Origin of the sequence: Escherichia sp. HH091_1A (genome assembly GCF_030295175.1) — a bacterium.
Classification (GTDB): domain Bacteria; phylum Pseudomonadota; class Gammaproteobacteria; order Enterobacterales; family Enterobacteriaceae; genus Escherichia; species Escherichia coli_F.
The window spans coordinates 2,440,415-2,461,627 of record NZ_AP025747.1; the positions used below are offsets into that span (position 1 = coordinate 2,440,415).

Annotated in this window: 30 protein-coding genes, 1 tRNA gene, 4 pseudogenes and 1 other annotated feature; of the genes and pseudogenes, 10 read left to right on the forward strand and 25 right to left on the reverse strand. The window is 47.8% G+C overall.

Annotated features, from left to right (window positions below; translation table 11 throughout):
• Positions 1 to 323: 323 nt before the first annotated feature.
• The 22 genes and pseudogenes from QUF14_RS12320 to QUF14_RS12425 form a co-directional block, all read right to left on the reverse strand.
• Positions 324 to 833 carry a hypothetical protein gene (locus tag QUF14_RS12320; RefSeq protein WP_137486527.1) on the reverse strand — a complete coding sequence of 170 codons (510 nt, stop codon included), beginning with the start codon at positions 831 to 833 and terminating at the stop codon, positions 324 to 326.
• A 120-nt stretch (positions 834 to 953) separates the two neighbouring features.
• Entirely contained in the window at positions 954 to 1,250 is a 297-nt protein-coding gene (locus QUF14_RS12325; protein ID WP_001585563.1) for a hypothetical protein, read from the reverse strand.
• 264 nt (positions 1,251 to 1,514) lie between these two features.
• Positions 1,515 to 1,796, reverse strand: coding sequence for a hypothetical protein (locus QUF14_RS12330; protein ID WP_001541671.1), 282 nt, complete (start codon positions 1,794 to 1,796; stop codon positions 1,515 to 1,517).
• 556 nt (positions 1,797 to 2,352) lie between these two features.
• Positions 2,353 to 2,730: a M15 family metallopeptidase gene (locus tag QUF14_RS12335; protein WP_100733940.1), complete on the reverse strand. Its 378-nt coding sequence runs from the start codon at positions 2,728 to 2,730 to the stop codon at positions 2,353 to 2,355.
• A 2-nt stretch (positions 2,731 to 2,732) separates the two neighbouring features.
• Complete coding sequence (locus QUF14_RS12340; RefSeq protein ID WP_000950567.1) at positions 2,733 to 3,008, reverse strand: phage holin family protein; 276 nt, start codon at positions 3,006 to 3,008, stop codon at positions 2,733 to 2,735.
• Positions 2,998 to 3,390, reverse strand: coding sequence for a putative holin (locus QUF14_RS12345; RefSeq protein ID WP_100733941.1), 393 nt, complete (start codon positions 3,388 to 3,390; stop codon positions 2,998 to 3,000). Before QUF14_RS12345 ends, QUF14_RS12340 begins: the two co-directional genes overlap by 11 nt.
• A gap of 176 nt (positions 3,391 to 3,566) precedes the next feature.
• Positions 3,567 to 4,337: a helix-turn-helix domain-containing protein gene (locus tag QUF14_RS12350; RefSeq protein ID WP_286333522.1), complete on the reverse strand. Its 771-nt coding sequence runs from the start codon at positions 4,335 to 4,337 to the stop codon at positions 3,567 to 3,569.
• Between the two features lie 198 nt (positions 4,338 to 4,535).
• Positions 4,536 to 5,021: pseudogene (locus QUF14_RS12355) on the reverse strand (ORF6N domain-containing protein); the annotation flags it as partial.
• 273 nt (positions 5,022 to 5,294) lie between these two features.
• On the reverse strand, positions 5,295 to 5,678 hold the full coding sequence (locus QUF14_RS12360) for an antiterminator Q family protein (RefSeq protein WP_001345623.1): 384 nt from the start codon (positions 5,676 to 5,678) through the stop codon (positions 5,295 to 5,297).
• Positions 5,671 to 6,048, reverse strand: a complete 378-nt coding sequence (locus tag QUF14_RS12365) for a RusA family crossover junction endodeoxyribonuclease (protein WP_089566637.1) — start codon at positions 6,046 to 6,048, stop codon at positions 5,671 to 5,673. The genes QUF14_RS12360 and QUF14_RS12365 overlap by 8 nt, the downstream gene beginning before the upstream one ends.
• Positions 6,049 to 7,104 (reverse strand): DUF968 domain-containing protein, encoded by a 1,056-nt coding sequence (locus QUF14_RS12370; protein WP_040090493.1) that lies wholly within the window; start codon positions 7,102 to 7,104, stop codon positions 6,049 to 6,051.
• A 1-nt stretch (position 7,105) separates the two neighbouring features.
• Positions 7,106 to 7,384, reverse strand: coding sequence for a hypothetical protein (locus tag QUF14_RS12375; protein WP_077784652.1), 279 nt, complete (start codon positions 7,382 to 7,384; stop codon positions 7,106 to 7,108).
• 66 nt (positions 7,385 to 7,450) lie between these two features.
• The gene (locus QUF14_RS12380) at positions 7,451 to 7,711 is read right to left on the reverse strand and encodes a hypothetical protein (protein ID WP_000687436.1); all 261 of its coding nucleotides are present in this window, start codon (positions 7,709 to 7,711) and stop codon (positions 7,451 to 7,453) included.
• A gap of 220 nt (positions 7,712 to 7,931) precedes the next feature.
• The gene (gene hokD / locus QUF14_RS12385) at positions 7,932 to 8,087 is read right to left on the reverse strand and encodes a type I toxin-antitoxin system toxin HokD (RefSeq protein ID WP_040090495.1); all 156 of its coding nucleotides are present in this window, start codon (positions 8,085 to 8,087) and stop codon (positions 7,932 to 7,934) included.
• Between the two features lie 337 nt (positions 8,088 to 8,424).
• Positions 8,425 to 9,183, reverse strand: a complete 759-nt coding sequence (gene paa, locus QUF14_RS12390) for an AcfC family adhesin Paa (protein WP_001449026.1) — start codon at positions 9,181 to 9,183, stop codon at positions 8,425 to 8,427.
• Positions 9,184 to 9,343: 160 nt separating this feature from the next.
• Positions 9,344 to 9,889: pseudogene (locus tag QUF14_RS12395) on the reverse strand (fimbrial protein).
• Positions 9,882 to 10,046 (reverse strand): hypothetical protein, encoded by a 165-nt coding sequence (locus QUF14_RS12400; protein WP_122368318.1) that lies wholly within the window; start codon positions 10,044 to 10,046, stop codon positions 9,882 to 9,884. Before QUF14_RS12400 ends, QUF14_RS12395 begins: the two are co-directional and overlap by 8 nt.
• Positions 10,043 to 10,798: a DUF1627 domain-containing protein gene (locus QUF14_RS12405; RefSeq protein WP_040090499.1), complete on the reverse strand. Its 756-nt coding sequence runs from the start codon at positions 10,796 to 10,798 to the stop codon at positions 10,043 to 10,045. The genes QUF14_RS12400 and QUF14_RS12405 overlap by 4 nt, the downstream gene beginning before the upstream one ends.
• 32 nt (positions 10,799 to 10,830) lie before the next feature.
• Positions 10,831 to 11,292, reverse strand: a complete 462-nt coding sequence (locus QUF14_RS12410) for a replication protein P (RefSeq protein WP_021502050.1) — start codon at positions 11,290 to 11,292, stop codon at positions 10,831 to 10,833.
• A complete protein-coding gene (locus QUF14_RS12415) occupies positions 11,285 to 12,325 on the reverse strand; it encodes a DnaT-like ssDNA-binding domain-containing protein (protein ID WP_040090501.1) in 1,041 nt (346 codons plus the stop codon). The genes QUF14_RS12410 and QUF14_RS12415 overlap by 8 nt, the downstream gene beginning before the upstream one ends.
• Positions 12,297 to 12,848, reverse strand: a complete 552-nt coding sequence (locus QUF14_RS12420) for a toxin YdaT family protein (RefSeq protein ID WP_040090503.1) — start codon at positions 12,846 to 12,848, stop codon at positions 12,297 to 12,299. The genes QUF14_RS12415 and QUF14_RS12420 overlap by 29 nt, the downstream gene beginning before the upstream one ends.
• The gene (locus QUF14_RS12425; RefSeq protein WP_040090504.1) at positions 12,832 to 13,059 is read right to left on the reverse strand and encodes a dicB transcriptional regulator DicC; all 228 of its coding nucleotides are present in this window, start codon (positions 13,057 to 13,059) and stop codon (positions 12,832 to 12,834) included. The genes QUF14_RS12420 and QUF14_RS12425 overlap by 17 nt, the downstream gene beginning before the upstream one ends.
• Before the next feature lie 76 nt (positions 13,060 to 13,135).
• Here QUF14_RS12425 and QUF14_RS12430 point away from each other — a divergent pair, with 76 nt between their 5' ends.
• The 4 genes from QUF14_RS12430 (at position 13,136) to QUF14_RS12445 (ending at position 14,671) form a co-directional block, all read left to right on the forward strand.
• On the forward strand, positions 13,136 to 13,543 hold the full coding sequence (locus QUF14_RS12430) for a helix-turn-helix domain-containing protein (protein WP_000787428.1): 408 nt from the start codon (positions 13,136 to 13,138) through the stop codon (positions 13,541 to 13,543).
• Positions 13,544 to 13,747: 204 nt separating this feature from the next.
• The gene (locus QUF14_RS12435; protein WP_000379589.1) at positions 13,748 to 13,903 is read left to right on the forward strand and encodes a DUF1391 family protein; all 156 of its coding nucleotides are present in this window, start codon (positions 13,748 to 13,750) and stop codon (positions 13,901 to 13,903) included.
• A gap of 1 nt (position 13,904) precedes the next feature.
• A complete protein-coding gene (gene ydfB / locus QUF14_RS12440; protein ID WP_000344964.1) occupies positions 13,905 to 14,033 on the forward strand; it encodes a protein YdfB in 129 nt (42 codons plus the stop codon).
• 11 nt (positions 14,034 to 14,044) lie between these two features.
• Positions 14,045 to 14,671, forward strand: coding sequence for a hypothetical protein (locus QUF14_RS12445; protein WP_197358861.1), 627 nt, complete (start codon positions 14,045 to 14,047; stop codon positions 14,669 to 14,671).
• Here QUF14_RS12445 and QUF14_RS12450 read toward each other — a convergent pair whose 3' ends face one another.
• Positions 14,672 to 14,881: a hypothetical protein gene (locus tag QUF14_RS12450; protein WP_197358862.1), complete on the reverse strand. Its 210-nt coding sequence runs from the start codon at positions 14,879 to 14,881 to the stop codon at positions 14,672 to 14,674.
• Positions 14,882 to 15,445: 564 nt separating this feature from the next.
• Between QUF14_RS12450 and dicB the strand changes: the two genes are divergently transcribed.
• From dicB to QUF14_RS12475, 5 genes and pseudogenes are all read left to right on the forward strand, one after another.
• A complete protein-coding gene (gene dicB / locus QUF14_RS12455) occupies positions 15,446 to 15,634 on the forward strand; it encodes a cell division inhibition protein DicB (protein WP_000449178.1) in 189 nt (62 codons plus the stop codon).
• Positions 15,631 to 15,834 carry a DUF1482 family protein gene (locus tag QUF14_RS12460; RefSeq protein ID WP_197358863.1) on the forward strand — a complete coding sequence of 68 codons (204 nt, stop codon included), beginning with the start codon at positions 15,631 to 15,633 and terminating at the stop codon, positions 15,832 to 15,834. Before dicB ends, QUF14_RS12460 begins: the two co-directional genes overlap by 4 nt.
• Positions 15,835 to 15,913: 79 nt before the next feature.
• Positions 15,914 to 18,385: a 3'-5' exonuclease gene (locus QUF14_RS12465; RefSeq protein ID WP_100733678.1), complete on the forward strand. Its 2,472-nt coding sequence runs from the start codon at positions 15,914 to 15,916 to the stop codon at positions 18,383 to 18,385.
• Positions 18,386 to 18,443: 58 nt separating this feature from the next.
• On the forward strand, positions 18,444 to 18,647 hold the full coding sequence (locus QUF14_RS12470) for a DUF4224 domain-containing protein (RefSeq protein ID WP_000096344.1): 204 nt from the start codon (positions 18,444 to 18,446) through the stop codon (positions 18,645 to 18,647).
• Positions 18,647 to 19,393 (forward strand): annotated as a pseudogene (locus QUF14_RS12475) (tyrosine-type recombinase/integrase); the annotation flags it as partial. The gene QUF14_RS12470 and the pseudogene QUF14_RS12475, both read left to right, overlap by 1 nt.
• Before the next feature lie 42 nt (positions 19,394 to 19,435).
• On the opposite strand, the gene QUF14_RS12480 reads toward QUF14_RS12475, so the two are convergent.
• Positions 19,436 to 20,649, reverse strand: a protein-coding gene (locus tag QUF14_RS12480; RefSeq protein WP_371829233.1) for an IS3 family transposase whose coding sequence is annotated in 2 segments (ribosomal slippage) — positions 19,436 to 20,361 and positions 20,361 to 20,649 — 1,215 coding nt in all. Because the reading frame shifts where the segments join, the coding sequence is not laid out codon by codon here.
• Positions 20,252 to 20,368 (reverse strand) — a sequence feature (AL1L pseudoknot). Its footprint overlaps the gene before it by 117 nt.
• Before the next feature lie 54 nt (positions 20,650 to 20,703).
• On the opposite strand from QUF14_RS12480, the pseudogene QUF14_RS12485 reads away from it, so the two are divergent.
• Positions 20,704 to 21,010: pseudogene (locus QUF14_RS12485) on the forward strand (site-specific integrase); the annotation flags it as partial.
• 27 nt (positions 21,011 to 21,037) lie between these two features.
• Here the strand turns inward: QUF14_RS12485 and QUF14_RS12490 are convergent.
• A tRNA-Ser gene (locus QUF14_RS12490) sits at positions 21,038 to 21,127 on the reverse strand.
• Between the last annotated feature and the right edge of the window lie 86 nt (positions 21,128 to 21,213).

Consider the following 21,213-nt stretch of genomic DNA (forward strand, 5'->3'; position numbering starts at 1 on the left):
GTTCAAAGAGCCATTGGCATCCTTTCGCCACCGGCATATCTTTAACGGATTTCCCTGCCGATTTTTATTCCTGTGTTGCATTATCGCAGCCCCTCACTGAAGGATCGCTGTAATGCCTGTTTCTCACGAATCAGGCGAACATGCTGATCGCTAATTTTAATGCGTGAGTATTGTGGCTTGCAGTCAATCAGTGCGGTGATTAACCTGCCACCTTTAGTTCCCACAAATTTTTTTGCGGATAATCAATCACCACCTCCTAGGGAGGTGGTTTAGGGATAACAATAAAAACCCCGCAAAGCGGGGTTTTACATGAAATAAACATATTACTCAGTAGTACTGATAAAATCTAATCTATCTAAAGACAAGAGAACACTGTCTTTGATGAAATCACTTATTTCATTAAATTTCTTTTCAGAATCTACATAATCGAATGTTTTTCTTCCATATCCATCTACAAATACTGTCAAATGTTCTTTTTCGATATATATTGAAATATCGCTATTTACTGAAACAAATGCTCTTGGATCATCGTCAATTACTGTCACTAAGGAAAAACGACCCCCTCCATGAAGCTCTACTATCAGATCTTCTGGCTCACAATAATTTCCACCTTGTGTTATATACACATATTCCTGTTGTTCACCAAGAATATTTATCCAAAACTTACCAGAAACATCCAGTGAGGCTTTATAATTATCTATTAACTGCTTCGCTGCCTGCCTGATTGTTTGAACATATTCTCTTTGTGTTTTTTTTAAAGTATCTCGTTTGGCCTTGATATCATCGTATGTAATCATAATACTGATTCTCTCAGAAAAACATAAACGAGACATAATAATACCTCTATTGACACTCAATTTTAATAGTTAGTATGGAATCAGTAATTACGTTGCAATCCCCTTAAAACAGGCATTATCGCAGCCCCTCACACAGAAGGGCTGCTGTAATGCCCGTTACTCAGTAACAACCGCTCCTTCCGGCAATTTCATACCAGCAAATACCGGACAGCCAGGATGGCGATCATCTTCCGTTGCTTCCAGCATTGACTCACCAAACCACTCCGTCGTGGCGCGACCATCAGCTGCTTTGTAGTGGATCAAGTACTGGTTTTCGCCATCCGCATACTGCGCGCGGGCTTTAACCTCACCCCATTCATCACTGATGCGCATCTCCACCAGTTGAGACAACTCAAACTTAAACGGAGCAGCATCAGCACCAATTACAATCGGTTTGTTTTCTGTTTTTTCCATCATCGTCTCCTGATATTGAAGCCCGTCGCCGCACCGGGCACTGTTCAACATTTGAGTATTCGCGGCGACAGAAAGAATTTATTTTATTGAGTAGCCACAAACACAGAATTTCATGCTTTCCGGACGCTGGCGCATCCTGCATTTTTCAGCAAAATATTCTACTCTTACAGGCGATCAGTTCTGCAGACACTGCCGGATGCCATCAATCAGCAGACAGACCTGAGGAGCTGCATTAAATAATTGGCGCAGCCGGGACTTTACTTTTTATTTACTGGTATGAGTGCGACATCTGGCTATTTCATCCCGGGCTTTACTGTCACCGCGACAGATACAACGCACCGTGTCTCCGGTCAGTGTGGTAATGTAAACCTCATCCTCTTTTTCTACCGGAATACATGGAGTATTCCCGTCCCGGCAATACTCAATTTTTGCAGCAAGGTGAGTGTCACGCGGATAGAACTCCAGGCGATACATATCCCCAAGGACATGCACTTCCTCAACCTGGCGACCATCTTCAGTTACCGTAATTTTTTTCAGTGCGTACATACGTACCTCCGTTCTTTCGTTTTTTGAGCAATAAAAAAGGCCGCCGAAGCGACCTTTACCATTAAGTTCACATCTTCTGTCAGGATGTATGGCAATCTCTACAGCACCAGTAACATCCATTTGCTCTTGTGTAGCCCAGATTTTTTGCAGCCCTCACAGCTGGCTCGCATGAGTTAAACTCACCCAACTCCTTACGATTGTTTGCGTCAGGAAGTCGAAAACAAGTTTCTGTATGAACTTCGTGATCGTTCTGAGCATCTTCAAGAGTGTGAACATAGTACTTCATACGTATTTCTCCAATTGTTGCGTACGCATGGAGAAATTATCACCGGGCACAATCTAACTCATTGATAATGATCATTTATTTTAACGCAGCATCTAACAGCGTCGACAATTTCACAGACCTGAGAGGCTGTATCGAAAAGCTGGCGCGCCTTATCCAGACTGACGCATCCCACCAGAAAAAAAGGCACCAGTATCGCTACCAGTGCCCATTTCGCCGCCGTTCGCGGCATTCTGTGTGTCCAGTGTTTTCTGCTCATAACACACCTGGTTATCAGCGTTTCAACTGAAAGTGAGGTCCGTCTTTCAGTGTTTTCCAGTCCCCGCCCCATTCGATGGCGGTTCCCAGTTCTTCGCCAGCCTGCTTAAATGCCTGTGCGATTTTCTCGTACAGAGGCCAGTCCCATGACACCTGGCTGCCAACATAAGCCACAACATCCACAGCATCACCGGTCAGGTGGCGGCTGTTCATGGTCTGGCTCTTACCTTCTGCAACCAGCTGTTTCTGGCGATACTTACTGCGCAGACCTTCCGTAATACCGAAATCAACCTCCGTCAGCTCCAGCGCACGGCGAACAACAGCAACCAGCTGTGGTTTGACGCCCTCCAGATTTTTTTCACTGCGACGACTGAATCTGAATTTACCCGACATGCTCACCTCCGGAATGAAAGGATTTTTGAAACGTTCCCGCGTGCACGTATCACCAGCACACAGAACAGCAGATTAAGCCCCACCGCCAGCCAGTTCGCCGCTAACGGGCGACCGCACAGATAGCTGAGTGGTGCAAAGGCATAAAGCAGCATCAGTAGCCAGGCCAGCCATGACATCAGCGGTTTATGTCTGGAATCACGGCGACGATAAAAAAAGAGCGTCAGCACGATAACCGTGCATAATGCTACATTCAGCAATCCGGGAAGGTTACTTAACATTGCCGCCTCCTCCACCCCGCAGGCGGGAGAACACACTGGACACCAGTGATGCAATATCCTGCTGGTGGATGAACGACAGAATCTTCACCGACACCACCGATACCAGCACCGCACACAGCGCATCTGCCGATGTACCGTCATACCCTGTTTTTGATGCAATCCAGGCTGACAGCACGCGCGCCCCCAGCACGCCGACGATAAACGACACCAGAAAATGCGCCACCACGCGCCAGACTGAAAGCGCCTGCGGCATCGTTGCCACAAACAACGCCCCGGCGAACGCACCAAACACAATCCCGAAATCCGTTCCGGTAAACAGCCCGTACACCGTCGCCCCGCCGAGCGCCGCAGCCGTGCCGGAACCGGATAAGGGTTCAGACATACGTTTTTCTCCTGTAAATAAAAAAAGGCCACCAGCGGCCCGTAAAAAACACCCCGTCAAAGGCACCCGCAGATGCCTTTTGTGTGGTGTTATCTGATGTGATGTGCGCCGGACGTGGCGCGGATATAAAAAAGGCCCGCCGCAGCGAGCCTGTTTTCAATGAGTGCAAAATTCAATTATTCTTGAGTAACACTTAAACTCATCTCATTGAATGCAGCCATCCTGTAACCTGCCGGTGTAACACCAAAATAACTCCTGAATACGCTGATAAAATAAGATGTAAAATTATAGCCACACTGAGCAGCGATTCTGTTGATGGCGCAACGAGATTGATTCAACAGCATTGCTGCCATTCTCATTCTCTCTGTAAGCAACAACTCACTGAAACAGGTGCCTTCTTCTTTCAGTCTTTTTTTTAACAAACTTTCACTGATACATAACCGCGAAGACACATCTCTCAGAGTCCAGTTTGCTGCAATGTCCGTACGAAACAATGCACTAAGCCTGTCACTAATATTGCCAATACACGCGGTCAGAAATGACGAAAACATTTTCTCTGATGAGAAAAACGCCAGACACGAAAAGGAAAGCATTTCCGCTAAATTGTCCGTATGAATCTTTTCCTCACAAAGATAATCAATCAGGATGCCCATCAATTCTGCCTTGGGAAAACTCACGCAAAGATATCGTGGTATTTGCCGGACTAAAACTACATCCTGTTTTTCGTCTCCACACAACAGGTAACGGATAATTGTCGATTCACTGAGACTTATTCGCCGAAAACATTCCGAAAAGGGCAATAACGATCCAGCTCCCCCCCTGACAAGAAGTGCACTACCACTTTCCAGAGAGAGCTCTTTTCCTTCAAAGAGCACAACAAACGGGGAATGAACAAAAACAACAGAACAAGCTTCATTCATATCAATTGCCCTGACATTACTGGTCACAAGATAAGTATATATCGATTTACAAAAATACAAGCCGAAAGACCAGTATTCGCAACCACCAGCGCGTTTAACGTCCTGTACCGTTTTTCAGGCATAAAAAACCCGCTCAGTGGCGGGTTTAAGCTGTTTGGCGTAGTAACCACTCTTAACAGGATATTCAACTTTTTACGATCGTAAAGCGTTCGGGGAAAATTTTTAAAACCGTTCCAGAGTGCATACCATCGCATCGGCGGGTAGTTTTTCCGTGAAGTCGACCTGACCGTGTTTATCGAAGTGGATCAGTAATGCGCATCCATCATTTTGGGTTGGGGTGTTTTGTGCTGCTGGTGGTTGTTTTTGGCTGAAATAACAGTCTTCCAGTTTTTCGAACACTTCCCACGCCTGATCGGTTTCCAGCATTTTGGCGTGACGGGCTGCTCCGCGTTCTGTCCAGAGGATGAGGTGCTTTGTACGCGGTGCAACTAAGTTACTTTGAGTAACCTTGTTCTTAAATTCCCGCAACTCAGCCCCTTCCAATTTGAAGTAGTGTTTCCCACAAACAAAACGCTCGGCATTGCGTGTATAGTTCACTTTGATGTTATTAGTTTCGGTGCCATAAAGTTGTGCCAAAAGCTCGGTAGTAATGACAGGGATTTGGTTATGGGTGATCGGGGAAAGAGTTTCAACTGAGATTTGAATAGCCATAGGATGATCCTTTTTCTATGTGAATCATCACCACTGCTGACGCCAATCAGTATGGTGGTGAACTGTGCAGGGTTGGCGTAACCGGGAAAAAGGAACCGGCGCGGATCGCTCCGCCCCCACACAGCCCACCATTGAGATGTGACAGTGCAAACGACAATAAAAAAGACGCTGGCGCGTCTGTTGTCGCCTTTTTCATCCGGGACGCCAATCCCGACGCCAGATTTTGCTGGCGCGTGAGGAATATAGCCCCGGACAATGTGTCTGGTCAAGCTCCTACATGATTCGTTCTACGTATCTGTCCATCTCCAGTCGGATATCAAGCATCATCAACATGCCATCAATAACCCCTTCCGCTTTCTGCAGGCGCTTGCCAATACAGGTATCCGAACACCCATGCTTTCGTGCCAACCCCATAAAAGTCATTCCACCTACGTAATAATCCACCAACAAATCGTGCAAATCCTGATTTTTCTTGTTCAACCGGGCCATACAGCCACAAATTATCATTGCATCATCATCAGAACACTGAGGGCGTGATTTCACTTTCGGCGGGATTAATCCTTTAAAACCAGCAGCGATTGACGCCCATGACACATCTTCGTGATTGTTCGCAGCCCATGCTCCCCACCGCTCCATAACCTGCTGAATATCACGCACCATCGTTATCACCTGTAATTTCGTAAATCTTCACGCCCAACCGCCCACCAGGAACAGGCAGTCCGCGCACAATATTAATTTCATCAAACTGCTCGTCGTCAATGAGAAGCCCCGCATGCGTCAGCGCATCCAGCGGTGCTTTCAGAATGTTGTCCAGGTCACGACGGCGCTTATCCGGTGGCTCTGCAATAATCTTTATCGCCAGCCTTCCGGACAGGTTTAATTTCAGCCGCTGCTGGCGAACAATTAGCGCCACATCACGGCGATAACGCTTTCCGGCTTCCGAGATGAAATACGTATTGCCATGACGTCGCCAGTAGGTATTCACCGTCGGCGGGTAAGGCAAAACAAATTCTATGCGTTCAGTCATTCATGCTTTCCACTTCAGGACACCCGAATTTCTCGCGTGCATTAAAAAACGAATCAGCAACAACAGCTGGCTGCCGTGTTTTTCTTCAAAATCTTTTACCCCGGCGTGCAGTTCGTGATGACATTTACGGCACAGCGGAATAACAAACAAATCATCAGCCTTTGTTCCCATCCCTCCCAGTCCATGACCAATGATGTGATGCGGATCATCTGCCTGATTACCGCACGTCATGCATTTCTGCGTTTTTACCCAGCGTGTGTATACAGGCATCTCTTCCCGTTGTGGTTTCTGGCGCTGGAGATACTGAGCCGGTGACTCCGGATCAACAGCAATGCTGACCACCGTCTTTTCCTGTGGCGGGTTTTGCTGGTGGGCGTGAGGCAGCGGCGCAAGATTTTTTGTGCGCTGCTTCAGTATGCTGGTGGCGGTCTGCTCTCCCGGTACGATGTCGCTTTCACGGTACATTGAGCGGATTTTTTCCGCACGCAACCCCAGCGAACGACGTAATACCGCTTCCGGTAGCGCGTCCGCCACCTGATTGCGGACCGCCCACCAGGATAATTCAGCCAAAGATAATTCACGCTCCTGCGTACCGCTTATTGCGTGACCGATGGCGTCAATCATCCATGCTGACAGGTTTTGATGAGCAAGTTGCTCGAGTGATTCGGATGTCTGGTCACGCAACTGGTTGTCGCAGTGCCAGCACAACACCATCGCGCCAGCGCCATAACGGTGAATGACGGTTTCACTGTGGTGATAATCGCCGTGTGGCCACTGGCAGGATTTAATATGGCGCAACAGCCAGTCAGACAATGCACCAGCACCACCAGCAGCACGAATCACCCGTGCGTTACTGAAAAACGGCAGCAATGTTTTGTCTTCCACCAGCGGCTGGCGAACGGCAGGAACGACCCCGGACGGCAGATTACGCATGCTTTTCGGTTCCGGCTCCACCAATACCCGGGTATTGTGGAATACCGGCATGGATTCACGACCTGGCTTAAGGACCACCAGCCCGAGTTCCGGTACCAGAACAGGTCGAAGTAATACCCGCACGTTACCTCCAGATGCGTTGCTGGAATGTGCGGGACGGACGCGGTGGGCGTTCAGAGTAAGGAAGCCTGACGGAGATTATCCTGTGACGATAATCGAGGCTGAGGGCTTTCTTAATCTCGTATCCGTGTCTGCGGTAGCACTGAATTAGCCACTCGGCCTGTTCTTCAGTGCATGGGTCATGCTGGAACCAGTCAGATTTGAAAGTGCGAGAACGCCGCCCGTGCCTGCTGGCAAAGACGGCAGAATCATCAGAATTGTGTGATTTGGTATCGTGCGCCATCGGCTTTCTCCGGTGGCACAGTGTTACTCAACAGGGGTTCAGCCCTGCGCTGAATTGTAGATGAATTCACTCATCTTCAAAAGCAGAAAAACCAGCCTTAATCCCAGCTTCTTTCAGAGACGGCAACGATGTGACAAATTCATTTGCACGCAAAATAAAACCATCCGTCACAAGCCCATCCACCAAATGAATTAACGCAGCTCCACTCTTCCTTTGTTGAGACTGTAAACATTTAATACGGCAGTGGCTGACAATTGCGCCATTCTCAACGCGCACAGTATAGAGGCCATCTTCACTAAAAATTTCACGTAATTCTTCGATTTTCATCAACAGAATCCTTCCAGATAAATAGCACTCCCCTGTTCGGGGTCCATCCCTCTTCTCCCTGCGCGCTACTTAAGTATTTTTGATTCTATTCCGGCACCGTCCAGAACTTCAAACACGTTGAAAATAAAAACAAAAACCCGCCGAAGCGGGTTAAGTGTGGGTGCATTGAGGATGCCTGACTCATCAGAGGTGGCGAAGGATTTCTCCCCCGCCAGGTCTCTTACTCCTCAGGTTCGTAAGCTGTGAAGACAGCGACCTCCGTCTGGCCGGTTCGGATTCGTACCTCGCAGAGGTCTTTCCTCGTTACCAGTGCCGTCACTAAGACGGTTAAACAGATGACGATCAGGGCGATTAGCATCGCCTTTTGCTGCTTCATAGCCTGCTTCTCCTTGACCTTTCGGTCCGTAAGAGGCTAATCTCTATGTGTCGCATAGATATGGCCTCAGATTAATGTTAAGCGTCTTGCAGGACGCGTAATGTTAACTGGGGCTTTTCTCTATCTGCCGTTGGTGTTCATGCCCGAGGCAGATAGCCTCAAGCACCCGCAGCAATTCTACTTAACTCTGCCGTTACAGCAAACCGTTTTCGCCCGATATGGGAATTCCCATAGGCGATGCTTAGCGTACAATTTTTTCCGTTTTGTGAGCTGCCCCTACATGCCGCTGGCGCGGCATCCGGAAAAAGAATCCACGTCCTGATGGACGTGGAGGATGTCAAGTGCCTTTCCTGGTCCAGCCATATTTTTTGAATGCAGGCGCCGCTTCATCGGTTTGTAGCCATTCTGCAAATCGACGGGTTTCATCATTTGCATCCTGACGTACTGTAATGTTCATATCACGCCATATCACGTAGTCTGGCGCTATTTCCACGACATCACCAATTTCTGGATTACTGGCTGCCCAGTCAGCCCAGGTTATCCAGACATCTGCTCCAGGCTGATTCTCAAGAGCCTTACGTGCAGTTCCGCTATTGGGTGCATATAAAATAATATTTTTTCGGATTGCGGCGACAGTTTCTATATTCCCTTTACGTCCGGCAATATCTTCCCAGACTCCAGTGCCTGATGTATTACTGGTACCACCACCATCATTAACAATTACGCCAATCCCGGGTCTGGTCAGGTCGTCAATACTCCGGATATTTTTAGGATTACCTTTCTTTACCAGTAAAATACTTTTTCGCAGATAAAGAGGCTGAATATCTTTTTCACTGAAGCTGTCTTTATGGTCCCGAATGATAGCCAGAGCAGATTGTTCTGATGCGCCAAACAAGATATCTGCATTTTTTTTGGCATCTTCATTCCATTTGTTCTGTGGGCCGTAATGAACGTTCACTATAATACCTGTTTTTTCGGCATAAAGTTTGGCTGCATCAAGCAAGGCTGTATGCGGGCCACCAGGACCATACAGATTGATATCAGCATAAGCAGCTGAAGACAGGAATATTAAAAAACCAGCCATTATGTTCCTCATAAAAAGCTCCTTTTATTGGTTATCATGAAATAAAGTTATAAACACTATAAATAATATATATTACATCCAGATAAACTTACCCGACTTTACCTCGTGCATAGCTTGTTATTTAAAGTTAACAAAATAAGGAAAATTATACACATATTGAAGAATATAAACCTTACATGTTGATTACATTTTTGTAATCAACATCCTGTTTGGAATAGCCAGCCTTTAATGGATAACTATTTCTGACAATGCAATGAGTATAATCAAGTCCATCTTCCACTGAGAATTAGAGACGGCATGCTTTTTCCGGCTCTTGCCGGATATCCGTAATTGTCCATAATCTGCAGATTTATACCTTCAGCATGACCTGTCAGCGAAAATTTGTCCGGTGTTTCTACGGAAATGACATCAAAAGTTACACGCACTCGCGTTACCGTGTAGACCTACTTTCCTGCACTTGCAAGATCACAGTGGTGTAACCGTAACAGGAATTTATTCTCTGGGCCGGCAGTAAATCCCTGAGTGGCGTGGTTCCCATATCAATTTCCCGCCAGGCAGCCTCCATTGCCAGCGTACAGGCTGGAGCCATGACCTGCCCTTTAAATCTGGCCCGACCATCCCACCGGACGTGTTCTTATCCCCTGAACTTAGGTACAGTCATCTCCAGTGGCACAAAAGTGTCAGCGCCATGATTTTTGACCGTTATCGCGCTACGGATATTTTGTTGACTGGTGAAAATCACCCCGCAGAATCAGGCTTATTCCCTTAACCCGGGCTTTCATCCTGACCGCCGCCTCACTACGACCAATCAGACTGCCGATGCATTTTACCTTCATTGTTAGTATCATAATTTCAGGCCTGCACCATCCGCTCATTGCCCGGACTTCCGACAAATCCCGGCAACCATATCCCGGTGCTTGTTCAGCTCCCGCAGCGCGGCGCAGACTCGCTCCCACTTCTGGACATGACTTTTCGCCCGACGCAATTCGCGGTTTGCCATATGCAGCGATGGTAAAACCAGGTCATCCGCTCGCGTTTCAGTAAACGATGGCAACGATTGCACCATATCAGCCACAGTTTCTGTTTTAATATCTTCCTGTGTTGCAGCCTCCTGTACTGGTAACGCAACACCTGCTGGCTGAGGAAAGGCTTTACCATCATTTTCCGTTACCGGCACGGATTTCGGCTCTGCTGGTAACTTATCGCCCGGCATGCAGTAACGAAATTTACCGTTCTGATTAACGCGTGCCAGCCGCCCCGTTGCGGTTACCACCGCCAGCGTGGAAGCAACCTTGCGAGTACTGACACCGAACTTACTCGCCAGCTCCTCACACGTTTTAGCCCCCTCCTGACCGATAAACTCAATCATCATGTCTGCGGTAACTTTTTGTTCGACCTCCCCGGTCAGCATATCCTGTGCTTCAGATTTTACTGGCCGCTCTTCGGTTACCCAGGATTCACCTTCGCCAGCCAGAAACCAGGTGTGACCAGTTTTATCAACGACGCCATTTCTTTTGAGTTCCCACAGCTCGTTCAGCACTTCTTCACGACTGACATCAAGTCGCGCAGCCAGCTCTACCGACGTGGCTTTTCCCATCGCTTTCAGTGCGTCAAAAACAGTCTCCATAAATTCCCTCCCGATAAAAATTACTTCTCAACTCAAACAAACCCAGCCGCTTTCCGGCGTTCATATTCCTGTTTCAGCAACTCAATTGGCGTTGGCCCCGACGGGCGTTTGGGTGCCGCCAGTTGTCGCCGGACTGGCGGAACGCTCAGGCCGTTACTAACATGCTTTGCCCATTTCGTCAGCTGCCGTTCTGCAAGCCGTTTTAATTCCCCTTCGGTCATCTGGCGCTCAATTCCCTTTGAACGCATCTCGAGGCAAATGTGATACAGCACAGGCTGAGACCACGGGTACTTATCACTTCCGTCGTATCGCCAGGACTCATTGCGCCAGCGGCGGTACTCCTCCATCACAGCATCCACCGTCAGACCGAATGGATTGGCTCCGCTTTCCGAAATCAGCGCCACAAACTCAGCCAGGTCCGGAGGCCATGTTTCACCCGCCCGGCAGCGGTCCATGCACTGGCGGCAGACCTGTCGGATTTGCTGCTCAGTCATCGCGCCAATCTGTGCAATCCAGAGCTTCGAAGGTGCGGCCCCGTTCTTCTGGGTCCAGCGGTTCGAATAAACCTCCCCCATGAGTTCCCACAGCTTCCAGGCCGTTTCCGTCGCTGATAAATCCGTTTTCACGTTCCCACTGCTCACGTGCTGCCCGAATTTCCTGAACTGCCCGTGATGCGGTGCCACCTGGTGCTGCTGCATGGTTTACCCCCTTGCTGACTGGTTTAACCTGCGCCCTGACGTGATTTACGTGACGGGCGAATTTCTGCTCCCACTGAATCTGCGTAAACACTTTCCCCTCCGCTGCCCAGTAGTCCCGGAAGGCGGCAAGTTCAGCAGGTGTAAATTCTGTCTCCGGCAAAGCTATCCCCCACAACGCAGCCCGTCGTCGAAAATCCCGTGACGGATACCAGCTATCGGTCATCGGAAATTTTCCGATGGGTTCGCTCAGGCCATCCAGGAATACAGGGGGTGCAGCCTGTAACGACAAAACTTCCTGCTCACAGGTCGGAGCACTCTCGCGTGAGTTATGTGTGGGGTTTAGATCTTTGGGTTCCTTTGGGTTCCGTGATCCGTTTTTGGGTGTCTTTGATGGAAAATTTGGGTGTCTTTGGTTATTTTCCATGCATCTAAGAGTTCCGTTTTTGGGTCTGTTTTGTGCTGAAACATAACCATTTTCAGTACTGTTCTTATTAACAGTACCAATTTTACCCACCTTTAAAGCCCCCCGTTTTTGGGGGTATTCAGGCTCGGCAACACTTTCTTCAACACCGATAAGTCGGTACACCACAATTTGCTTTGTTCGGCCTTTTCTCTCACCGGTATCAACAATTAACCCAATCTCCATCAGGTGTCGTAAGCTGTCCTGCACAGTCTTTTTGTTCAGTTCCGTTACTTCTGCCAGTGCAGATACAGACGGGTATGCACACAAATCGGCACCGCACATATCAGCAAGCCAGGTCAATACTGACTTACTGGATGAACTGCCGGTTTTCACCTTTTTAGCCCATCGTAGTGCATCGATACTCATACGAACTCCTGGCAGACATTTGTTTATCTGCAAAGTAATATTGGTATTGCTGACGATACGCGTGCTTGAAAGCAATAGCTTTTTCTATAAGCTCGTCAGTCTCACGTTCCACAACAGCTGGATCCGCAAAAAGCAGCCCGGACTCCACCACATCGCCATATTCTTTGTTTAACCCGGCGATCATATACGTAATACTTTTTCCATCACTGATCTCACGATACAACCTGAAATCACTAATCCGGATAGCCTCCATAATTGCAGGCACTAGCGCTGTGAACTTTTCACGCTTATCCCTAGTGTCGATAGCCTTCCAGCGTTCGAATATCTTCACTCGATTAACGCCAAGCGCTCGCTGATCAACCGCGCCACCTTCAGATGTGACACGCTGAACATCGATGTTCGGGCGTTCTTTCATAGCCCAGAATGCTTCAGTGATTAATATCGTCGCCCGCTCCTGTGTCATACCTGGTCGACATATCCAGGCATCCAGAGCCTCACGAGCCTGTTCAGGAGTGATTTTCATTGTTCAACCGCCCTGCCCGCTTCGTCTTACGATATTCGTCATAAACTTTGGGATCATACTGAAGCTCACCGCCAGATGCCTCCTGTAGACGCATCGCGCGACCTTCAGGAACCAGTTTCCCCCATGCAGCAACGCTTGCCAGCCTAACTCCTGCGGCATTGGCAAGCTTTGTTTTGCTGCCAAAAAACGCTATAGCATCAATTTTCAACATATCGAACTCCTTAGATTTTCCTAAGGAAACTAGATCGTAGAGAAACCTAAGTCAAGAAAAATTAGAATTACCTAATATGAAAAACGAAACCTTCGGTGCTCGCCTCTTATATAGGCGTAAAAAATTAAAACTGTCTCAGGCCGCATTAGGTAAGCTGGTCAAAGTGGCTCACGTAACAATCTCTCAATGGGAAAGAGATGAAACACAGCCAGCGGGGAAGAGATTATTCGCACTGAGCCAGGCGCTTCAGTGCTCGCCGACTTGGCTTCTTTTTGGAGATGAAGATAAGCAACCAGGCGAACCGATCCCAGATAATCAGCCAGTCAATCTGACAGAAGATCAAAAAGAGTTGCTTCAACTGTTCGACGCACTGCCTGAGTCAGAGCAAAAGGCTCTGTTGTCAGAGATGCGTGCTCGAGTTGAGAATTTCAACAAACTTTTTGAAGAACTACTCAAAGCTCGCAAAAGAAGCGCAAATAAATAACCCCCCCTTTTTTCGCCACTCTCTGTAATAAAAAGCACAAACTTTCAAATACTTGTGTTTTTCACATCAAGAAACTTAGGTTTTTCTACATAAAAAGCTTGACCAGCATTCTTAGGTTATTCTAAATTCTACTCATCAAGACACCGCACGGTGTTCTCAGCAAACAGTTCCGCTACCCCGGCGTTAAGGGGAAATGAGGTCAGCATGGATACTATCGATCTTGGCAACAGCGAATCTCTGGTATGTGGCGTGTTCCCCAACCAGGACGGTACGTTCACCGCGATGACGTATACCAAAAGCAAAACGTTTAAAACCGAAAATGGTGCCCGTCGCTGGCTGGAAAGAAACTCAGGTGAGTGATATGGATTTCGACACAATCATGGAAAAGGCTTACGAAGAATACTTCGAAGGTCTTGCCGAAGGCGAAGAAGCTCTCAGCTTCAGTGAGTTTAAACAGGCGCTTTCCAGTTCGGCAAAATCTAACGGCTAACGGGGTTAAAGATGGAATTTAAAGATTTACCAAAAGAAATCCAGGAAATTGCAGCACATGCACTTCACCAACGTCTGAATGAAGTTGAATTAGAATCTGCAACGAAGAAAGACATTGATAATATGGCTCGTAATGTGCGCGATGCGTTTACCGGATTGTATTTCTGTGCGTCTGTAAATAAATACGACTCAGAGAGTGCGGCTAAGAAAATTGCAGAAACGACAGTGCAAAACATCAATACGAAACCAACGGAAGAAGAAATTGATCAGTTTGCTCATGATGCAGGTTTAAAAAACAAGAAAGAAAAATCGCCATATGCGGGGAACATGTTTGTTTATGACAACCTTATCCGAATTCGTGGCGAAATTCCGACTGAATACCTGGCAAGAATTCACCAGGCATTGCGTAAAAATCTGGAAATGGATGTATTTGATGGCAACACCAACGGCTCCTTCGTGGTATCTGGTCCTGCTGGAGCGTTGGAGCGGAATGTTGCCACATGGTTATTCAGCAACAAAGCTGCTGCCCTGGAAGCTGCGGCGTGTATTTGCGACCTGCTAAGGGCAGACCGCAAATACAACCTGGATGTGTATAACTATATTTATGCTGAACACTATCCGCTATGGATTAACTGGTAATTACAAAGCGGTGCCAGCAGGGCCACGGCGACCAGCACCACGATTGTAATCAATGATGCCATTATAAAGCGCATTGTTTAATTTATCGTCGAGTGCCGATTCTGTGAGCCCTAGCTCTGAATGAGTTTTTAATAATCCTGATTGCCTGAGTTGATTAACCAGACATTCAATCTGTTTTTCAATAAGCGGATGTATTGGTCTGTTTGGCATTTTATCCTCCATTTAGGTTCTGGGTTAAAAGTGGAGACCAACACGCTGCCACGTGTAGTCGTGCGCCGGACACGGATAAGAATCCGGCACTGACAGTTTACTGAAAGGATATATCCCTGAAAAGTCAGGGCATAACACGGAAGCGCACGGCGAAGTTCGTCTCACTGTACGGTGTCGTTAAATTTAATTCGACCGTGCGCTTCCGGTTGTGGCACTCCGCGAAATGGCGCGGCGGTAAGTATGGCGAGGCTATCCTTTCCTCGAGATAACACCGGGTTGTCAGGTTGACCATACGCCTGAGTGACAACCCCGCTGCAACAACCCATGTTGATTACCTTTTGGCGGCATCAGTTTCATTGCTGGCTGATGTCCGCCCTTTTTAAAGTGAATTTTGTGATGCGGTGAATGCGGCTCAGCGCACGCGGAACAGTTAAAAAGGCCAGTTGACTTCCGTATTGGTTCTTATGGGTGGGTTCTCTGTATCCGGCGTTAATTGTTAACTGGTTAACGTCACCTGGAGGCACCAGGCACCGCATCACAAAATTCATTGTTGAGGGCGCGATAATGGAAACGTTATTACCAAACGTCAATACATCTGAAGGTTGTTTTGAAATTGGTGTCAAAATCAGTAACCCTGTATTTACTGAAGATGCCATTAATAAGAGAAAACACGAACGGGAGCTATTAAATCAAATATGCATTGTTTCAATGCTGGCCCGTTTACGTCTGATGCAAAAAGGATGCTGGCAATGAATACCACATTTGCACTTGTTCTGACGGTTTTTCTTGTTTCCGGTGAACCGGTTGACATGGTTACTGGCATATACGACTCAATGAAAGAATGCATGGCTGCCGCAGCGGAACAGAAAATTCCCGGTAACTGTTATCCGGTCGATAAAGTTATTCACATGGACAATAACGAAATCCCGGCAGGACTTAAAACAGCACCGTAATTAATATCCGGTTTCATTTTTATATGCCAGCAATGGCAGGGACTTGTTCACCCTTAAATCTGTAATGAGGTAAAACAAAATGAGTAAAGTCTTTATTTGCGCCGCTATTCCTGACGAACTGGCAACAAGGGAAGAAGGCGCTGTGGCTGTAGCCACAGCCATTGAAGCTGGCGACGAACGCCGTGCTCGAGCAAAATTTCACTGGCAATTCCTGGAACATTATCCGGCTGCTCAGGACTGCGCTTATAAATTTATTGTCTGCGAGGATAAACCTGGCATACCCCGCCCTGCCCTCGATTCATGGGATGCTGAATATATGCAGGAAAACCGCTGGGATGAGGAGTCTGCTTCTTTTGTCCCGGTTGAGACTGAATCCGATCCGATGAACGTCACTTTTGACAAGCTGGCCCCTGAAGTACAGAACGCTGTCATGGTTAAGTTCGACACATGTGAAAACATCACCGTTGATATGGTTATTAGCGCACAGGAATTGTTGCAGGAAGACATGGCAACATTCGACGGACATATCGTTGAAGCGTTGATGAAAATGCCAGAAGTTAACGCCATGTATCCGGAGCTTAAGTTGCACGCCATTGGGTGGGTTAAGCATAAATGTATTCCTGGTGCTAAATGGCCCGAAATTCAGGCAGAGATGCGCATCTGGAAAAAACGTCGCGAAGGTGAACGCAAGGAAACCGGAAAATACACGTCTGTTGTTGATCTCGCCCGCGCCAAAGCCAATCAACAGTACACTGAAAATTCAACAGGAAAAATCAGCCCGGTCATTGCTGCCATTCATCGCGAATACAAGCAGACATGGAAAACACTGGATGACGAACTGGCCTACGCTCTCTGGCCTGGTGATGTGGATGCCGGAAACATTGACGGCAGCATCCATCGCTGGGCAAAAAAAGAAGTTATCGACAACGACCGCGAAGACTGGAAGCGTATCTCGGCATCAATGCGCAAACAGCCTGATGCCCTTCGCTACGACCGCCAAACTATTTTTGGCCTTGTCCGTGAGCGTCCGATCGACATTCACAAAGATCCCGTAGCACTGAACAAATATATCTGCGAATACCTGACGACAAAGGGCGTGTTTGAGAATGAAGAAACAGACCCGGGCACTGTTGATGTTCTCCAGTCATCAGAAACACAAACTGATGCAGTGGAAACCGAGGTATCTGATATCCCAAAAAATGAAACCGCGCCGGAAGCTGAACCATCTGTAGAGCGTGAGGGGCCGTTCTATTTCCTCTTCGCAGATAAGGACGGAGAAAAATACGGTCGCGCAAACAAACTTTCTGGTCTGGATAAGGCACTGGCTGCTGGCGCCACTGAAATCACAAAAGAAGAATATTTTGCCCGAAAAAATGGCACATACACGGGCTTACCGCAAAATGTAGATACCGCTGAAGATTCAGAACAACCAGAGCCGATAAAAGTTACCGCTGACGAAGTAAACAAAATTATGCAGGCAGCCAATATCAGCCAGCCTGACGCCGATAAGTTGCTTGCTGCATCACGTGGTGAATTTGTTGAAGGGATTAGTGACCCGAATGATCCGAAATGGGTTAAGGGGATCCAGACCCGCGATTCTGTGAACCAGAACCAGCATGAATCGGAACGGAACAACCAAAAAGCGGAACAAAACAGCCCAAATGCGTTACAAAACGAGCCAGAAACGAAACAGCCTGAACCAGTGGCGCAACAGGAAGTGGAAAAAGTCTGCACCGCCTGCGGTCAGATCGGCGGCGGCAACTGCCCTGATTGTGGCGCGGTGATGGGCGACGCAACATACCAGGAAACATTCGATGAAGAGTATCAGGTTGAAGTTCAGGAAGATGATCCGGAGGAAATGGAAGGCGCTGAACATCCACACAAGGAGAACACTGGCGGCAATCAGCATCACAATAGCGATAATGAAACTGGCGAGACGGCAGATCACTTAATTAAGGTGAACGGTCATCACAAAATCACATCCACCAGCAGGACGTGTGACCATCTAATGATCGACCTTGAAACCATGGGAAAAAATCCTGATGCCCCGATCATCTCAATAGGTGCAATATTTTTCGATCCGCAAACCGGAGATATGGGACCGGAATTTAGTAAGACTATCGATCTGGAAACTGCTGGCGGAGTCATTGATCGGGACACCATTAAATGGTGGCTTAAGCAATCACGCGAAGCGCAATCTGCCATTATGACCGATGAAATCCCGTTAGATGATGCACTGTTACAATTGCGGGAATTTATCGACGAAAACTCCGGTGAATTTTTTGTTCAGGTTTGGGGAAATGGAGCCAACTTCGACAACACGATTTTGCGCCGTTCATACGAACGGCAGGGGATCCCCTGCCCGTGGCGTTACTACAACGATCGCGATGTACGCACAATCGTTGAGCTGGGGAAAGCCATAGACTTCGATGCCAGAACTGCTATCCCATTCGAAGGTGAGCACCATAATGCACTTGATGACGCTCGTTACCAGGCAAAATACGTTTCAGCTATCTGGCAAAAACTGATCCCGAGTCAGGCTGATTTTTAATGTTCAACCCTAATTGCCGCTAACCGTATATAGTTAGCGGCGGTTATGAGATATGGTTATGAGCAGCTTATTTTTAACCGAAGATGAATTGCTAATATTAACAGGCTGCAAATATGCAAGCCACCAGCGAAAATGGTTAATGGAAAACGGGCTTCCGTTCTATACCAATCGTAGTGGCAAACCGATTGTCAGCCGGGATCTATTTACCTGCAATAAAACTTTACCACCACGCGAGGTAGAGCCGAATTTTGGTGCAATCTGATGGGAAGACGAAGGAAAAATCCTGAACACGAAAAATTACCTCCAAATGTATACCCAAATAAATATAGTTATGTATGGAAACCAACATCCAGAGAATCTGTCACACTAACCGCCATCAAGGATGGTTTAGCTGCTTTATGGAAAAAGTATGAGGAAACTGTAAATAATCACGATCGTGCAATGACATTCGGTCGCTTGTGGGAAAAATTCCTCGCCAGCGCCTATTACAGTGACCTTAGTCCAAGAACACAAAAAGATTATCTGCAACATCAAAAAAAGTTGCTTGCCGTATTCGGTAAGGTACCAGCGGATTCCATAAAACCAGAACACATCCGTCGATACATGGACAAAAGAGGGGAGCAGAGTAAAACGCAAGCCAACCATGAAAAAAGCAGTATGTCCCGCGTTTACAGTTGGGGGTATGAGCGAGGATACGTGAAGGCTAACCCATGTGCAGGTGTAAGTAAATTCAAGGCCAAAAACCGCGAACGATATGTAACCGACAAAGAATACCAGGCAGTATTAAGCGTTGCACCTCTTCCTGTTTTTATCGCAATGGAAATTGCCTATCTGTGTGCAGCGAGGGTTTCCGATGTGTTATCGCTGAAATGGGAGCAGATTGGAAACGACGGGATCTTTATCCAGCAAGGGAAAACAGGGAAAAAACAGATAAAAGCATGGAGTCCACGATTACAGGCGACGATCGAAAAAGCAAAACAGTTACCAGCATCCGTCTATGTAATCAGCTGAACCGCCCCGGGTTTCCTGGAGAGTGTTTTATCTGTGAACTCAGGCTGCCAGATCATTGTTTCCGATGGAAGCATAATAAGCTTTTTCTGCTTCTGCCGGAGGAGTATGGCCCAGCCTTCCCAGCAATCGTCGATTGTTATACCAGTCCACCCACGTTAGTGTGGCCAGTTCCACTTCTGCACGGTTTTTCCAGCTCTTACGGTGTATTACCTCCGCTTTGTAAAGACCATTGATGCTCTCAGCCATCGCGTTGTCATACGAGTCGCCTGTACTCCCTGTTGATGCCAGTAATCCGGCTTCTTTTAGTCGCTCCGTATAGGCCAGTGACACATACTGAGAGCCTTTATCGCTGTGATGGATGGTGCCAGACGGACGACGGGCCCACAACGCCTGCTCCAGCGCATCCAGCACGAATGTCGTTTCCATAGACGATGAGACCCGCCACCCCACGATGTATCCGGCAAACACATCAATGATAAACGCCACATAGACGAAGCCCTGCCATGTGCTGACGTAAGTAAAATCAGCCACCCACAGCTGGTCAGGACGTTCTGCCACGAACTGACGGTTTACGCGGTCACCTGTGGCAACGGTTTTCCGGCTGACGGTAGTGCGGACCTTTTTACCCCGGAGAACACCGGCAAGTCCCATAACCGCCATGAGGCGCGCCACTGTACATCTGGCCACCCTGATTCCTTCCCGTAACAACTGACGCCAGACTTTACGCACACCGTACACCTGATGATTTTCATCGTATACGCGCTGTATCTCTCTCTTCAGCCAGTCATCGTGCTGCGCACGGGCACTGCGTTTATCCGGATGATGTCGCTGTTGCTGACAATGGTAATACGTTGACGGGGCAATATGCAGTTCGCTGCATACCGGTCCGACCCCGTACTGCTCACGCAGCTTATCCAGCAGTGGCATCATTTTTTCCAGAGGCGGTCGAACTCCGCCTTCGCAAAATAAGCGGAAGCCTGGCGAAGGATATCGTTACTGCGGCGCAGTTCACGATTTTCACGTTCCAGCTCTTTCAGACGCTGACGTTCAGCGCTGGTGAGCCCACCATCACCGCCCCCGGTATCCCGCTCATGCTGGCGAACCCAGACACGCAGAGTCTCCGGCGTACAGCCAATCTTTGGGGCAATGGAACAAATTGCCGCCCACTGTGAGTCATATTCATCCTGACTTTCCAGAACCATACGAATCGCCCGCTGACGGACTTCGGGGGAAAAACGAGTATTTTTAGTCATCCTGTTTACCTCTTTCTCAGGGAGTTTAGTCTCCAGGATTTCCGGGGCGGTTCAAGCAATCAATATGGCAACCGATATATGTACAAAGGCTTTAACGAAATGTGGGTAGAAGCAAGAAATCGCGCAGGCAAAATTTCAGGTATTTTAACCGACTTCACCTTTCATGATCTGAAGGCGAAAGGAATTTCAGACTATGAAGGAAGCAGCCGGGATAAGCAACTTTTCTCCGGTCACAAAACCGAAGGGCAAGTGCTAATCTATGACAGGAAGGTTAAAGTTTCACCAACACTTGATGTCCCGTTACCTGAAAATATTCCAAGAAAATATTCCAAGTAATTCCAAGTGTGATTTTTGTCACTGACTTAATGATGTGTAAGTGATTGAATTTTGGCGGAGAGAGGGGGATTTGAACCCCCGGTGGAGTTGCCCCCACTCCGGTTTTCGAGACCGGTCCGTTCAGCCGCTCCGGCATCTCTCCGTTCAGATGGTTGCCATGATGCCAGGAAATTTGGCATTTTAACAGTCCCTGTCCGTGCAATTTTGTTCAAGTGACGAGTTTGCGAG

Excerpts from the sequence above, each read along its gene's own strand:
- QUF14_RS12465 (WP_100733678.1), top strand. The coding sequence starts at position 15,914 with ATGAGTAAAGTCTTTATTTGCGCCGCTATTCCTGACGAACTGGCAACA.
- QUF14_RS12325 (WP_001585563.1), bottom strand. The coding sequence starts at position 1,250 with ATGGAAAAAACAGAAAACAAACCGATTGTAATTGGTGCTGATGCTGCT.
- QUF14_RS12430 (WP_000787428.1), top strand. The coding sequence starts at position 13,136 with ATGAAAAACGAAACCTTCGGTGCTCGCCTCTTATATAGGCGTAAAAAA.
- QUF14_RS12470 (WP_000096344.1), top strand. The coding sequence starts at position 18,444 with ATGAGCAGCTTATTTTTAACCGAAGATGAATTGCTAATATTAACAGGC.
- QUF14_RS12410 (WP_021502050.1), bottom strand. The coding sequence starts at position 11,292 with ATGACTGAGCAGCAAATCCGACAGGTCTGCCGCCAGTGCATGGACCGC.
- QUF14_RS12320 (WP_137486527.1), bottom strand. The coding sequence starts at position 833 with ATGTCTCGTTTATGTTTTTCTGAGAGAATCAGTATTATGATTACATAC.
- QUF14_RS12345 (WP_100733941.1), bottom strand. The coding sequence starts at position 3,390 with ATGTCTGAACCCTTATCCGGTTCCGGCACGGCTGCGGCGCTCGGCGGG.
- ydfB (WP_000344964.1), top strand. The coding sequence starts at position 13,905 with ATGGATTTCGACACAATCATGGAAAAGGCTTACGAAGAATACTTCGAA.
- QUF14_RS12380 (WP_000687436.1), bottom strand. The coding sequence starts at position 7,711 with ATGAAAATCGAAGAATTACGTGAAATTTTTAGTGAAGATGGCCTCTAT.
- QUF14_RS12460 (WP_197358863.1), top strand. The coding sequence starts at position 15,631 with ATGAATACCACATTTGCACTTGTTCTGACGGTTTTTCTTGTTTCCGGT.
- QUF14_RS12415 (WP_040090501.1), bottom strand. The coding sequence starts at position 12,325 with ATGAGTATCGATGCACTACGATGGGCTAAAAAGGTGAAAACCGGCAGT.
- QUF14_RS12435 (WP_000379589.1), top strand. The coding sequence starts at position 13,748 with ATGGATACTATCGATCTTGGCAACAGCGAATCTCTGGTATGTGGCGTG.
- QUF14_RS12420 (WP_040090503.1), bottom strand. The coding sequence starts at position 12,848 with ATGAAAATCACTCCTGAACAGGCTCGTGAGGCTCTGGATGCCTGGATA.
- QUF14_RS12375 (WP_077784652.1), bottom strand. The coding sequence starts at position 7,384 with ATGGCGCACGATACCAAATCACACAATTCTGATGATTCTGCCGTCTTT.
- QUF14_RS12405 (WP_040090499.1), bottom strand. The coding sequence starts at position 10,798 with ATGGAGACTGTTTTTGACGCACTGAAAGCGATGGGAAAAGCCACGTCG.
- QUF14_RS12425 (WP_040090504.1), bottom strand. The coding sequence starts at position 13,059 with ATGTTGAAAATTGATGCTATAGCGTTTTTTGGCAGCAAAACAAAGCTT.
- hokD (WP_040090495.1), bottom strand. The coding sequence starts at position 8,087 with ATGAAGCAGCAAAAGGCGATGCTAATCGCCCTGATCGTCATCTGTTTA.
- dicB (WP_000449178.1), top strand. The coding sequence starts at position 15,446 with ATGGAAACGTTATTACCAAACGTCAATACATCTGAAGGTTGTTTTGAA.
- QUF14_RS12340 (WP_000950567.1), bottom strand. The coding sequence starts at position 3,008 with ATGTTAAGTAACCTTCCCGGATTGCTGAATGTAGCATTATGCACGGTT.
- QUF14_RS12330 (WP_001541671.1), bottom strand. The coding sequence starts at position 1,796 with ATGTACGCACTGAAAAAAATTACGGTAACTGAAGATGGTCGCCAGGTT.
- QUF14_RS12335 (WP_100733940.1), bottom strand. The coding sequence starts at position 2,730 with ATGTCGGGTAAATTCAGATTCAGTCGTCGCAGTGAAAAAAATCTGGAG.
- QUF14_RS12365 (WP_089566637.1), bottom strand. The coding sequence starts at position 6,048 with ATGACTGAACGCATAGAATTTGTTTTGCCTTACCCGCCGACGGTGAAT.
- paa (WP_001449026.1), bottom strand. The coding sequence starts at position 9,183 with ATGAGGAACATAATGGCTGGTTTTTTAATATTCCTGTCTTCAGCTGCT.
- QUF14_RS12450 (WP_197358862.1), bottom strand. The coding sequence starts at position 14,881 with ATGCCAAACAGACCAATACATCCGCTTATTGAAAAACAGATTGAATGT.
- QUF14_RS12445 (WP_197358861.1), top strand. The coding sequence starts at position 14,045 with ATGGAATTTAAAGATTTACCAAAAGAAATCCAGGAAATTGCAGCACAT.
- QUF14_RS12400 (WP_122368318.1), bottom strand. The coding sequence starts at position 10,046 with ATGAGCGGATGGTGCAGGCCTGAAATTATGATACTAACAATGAAGGTA.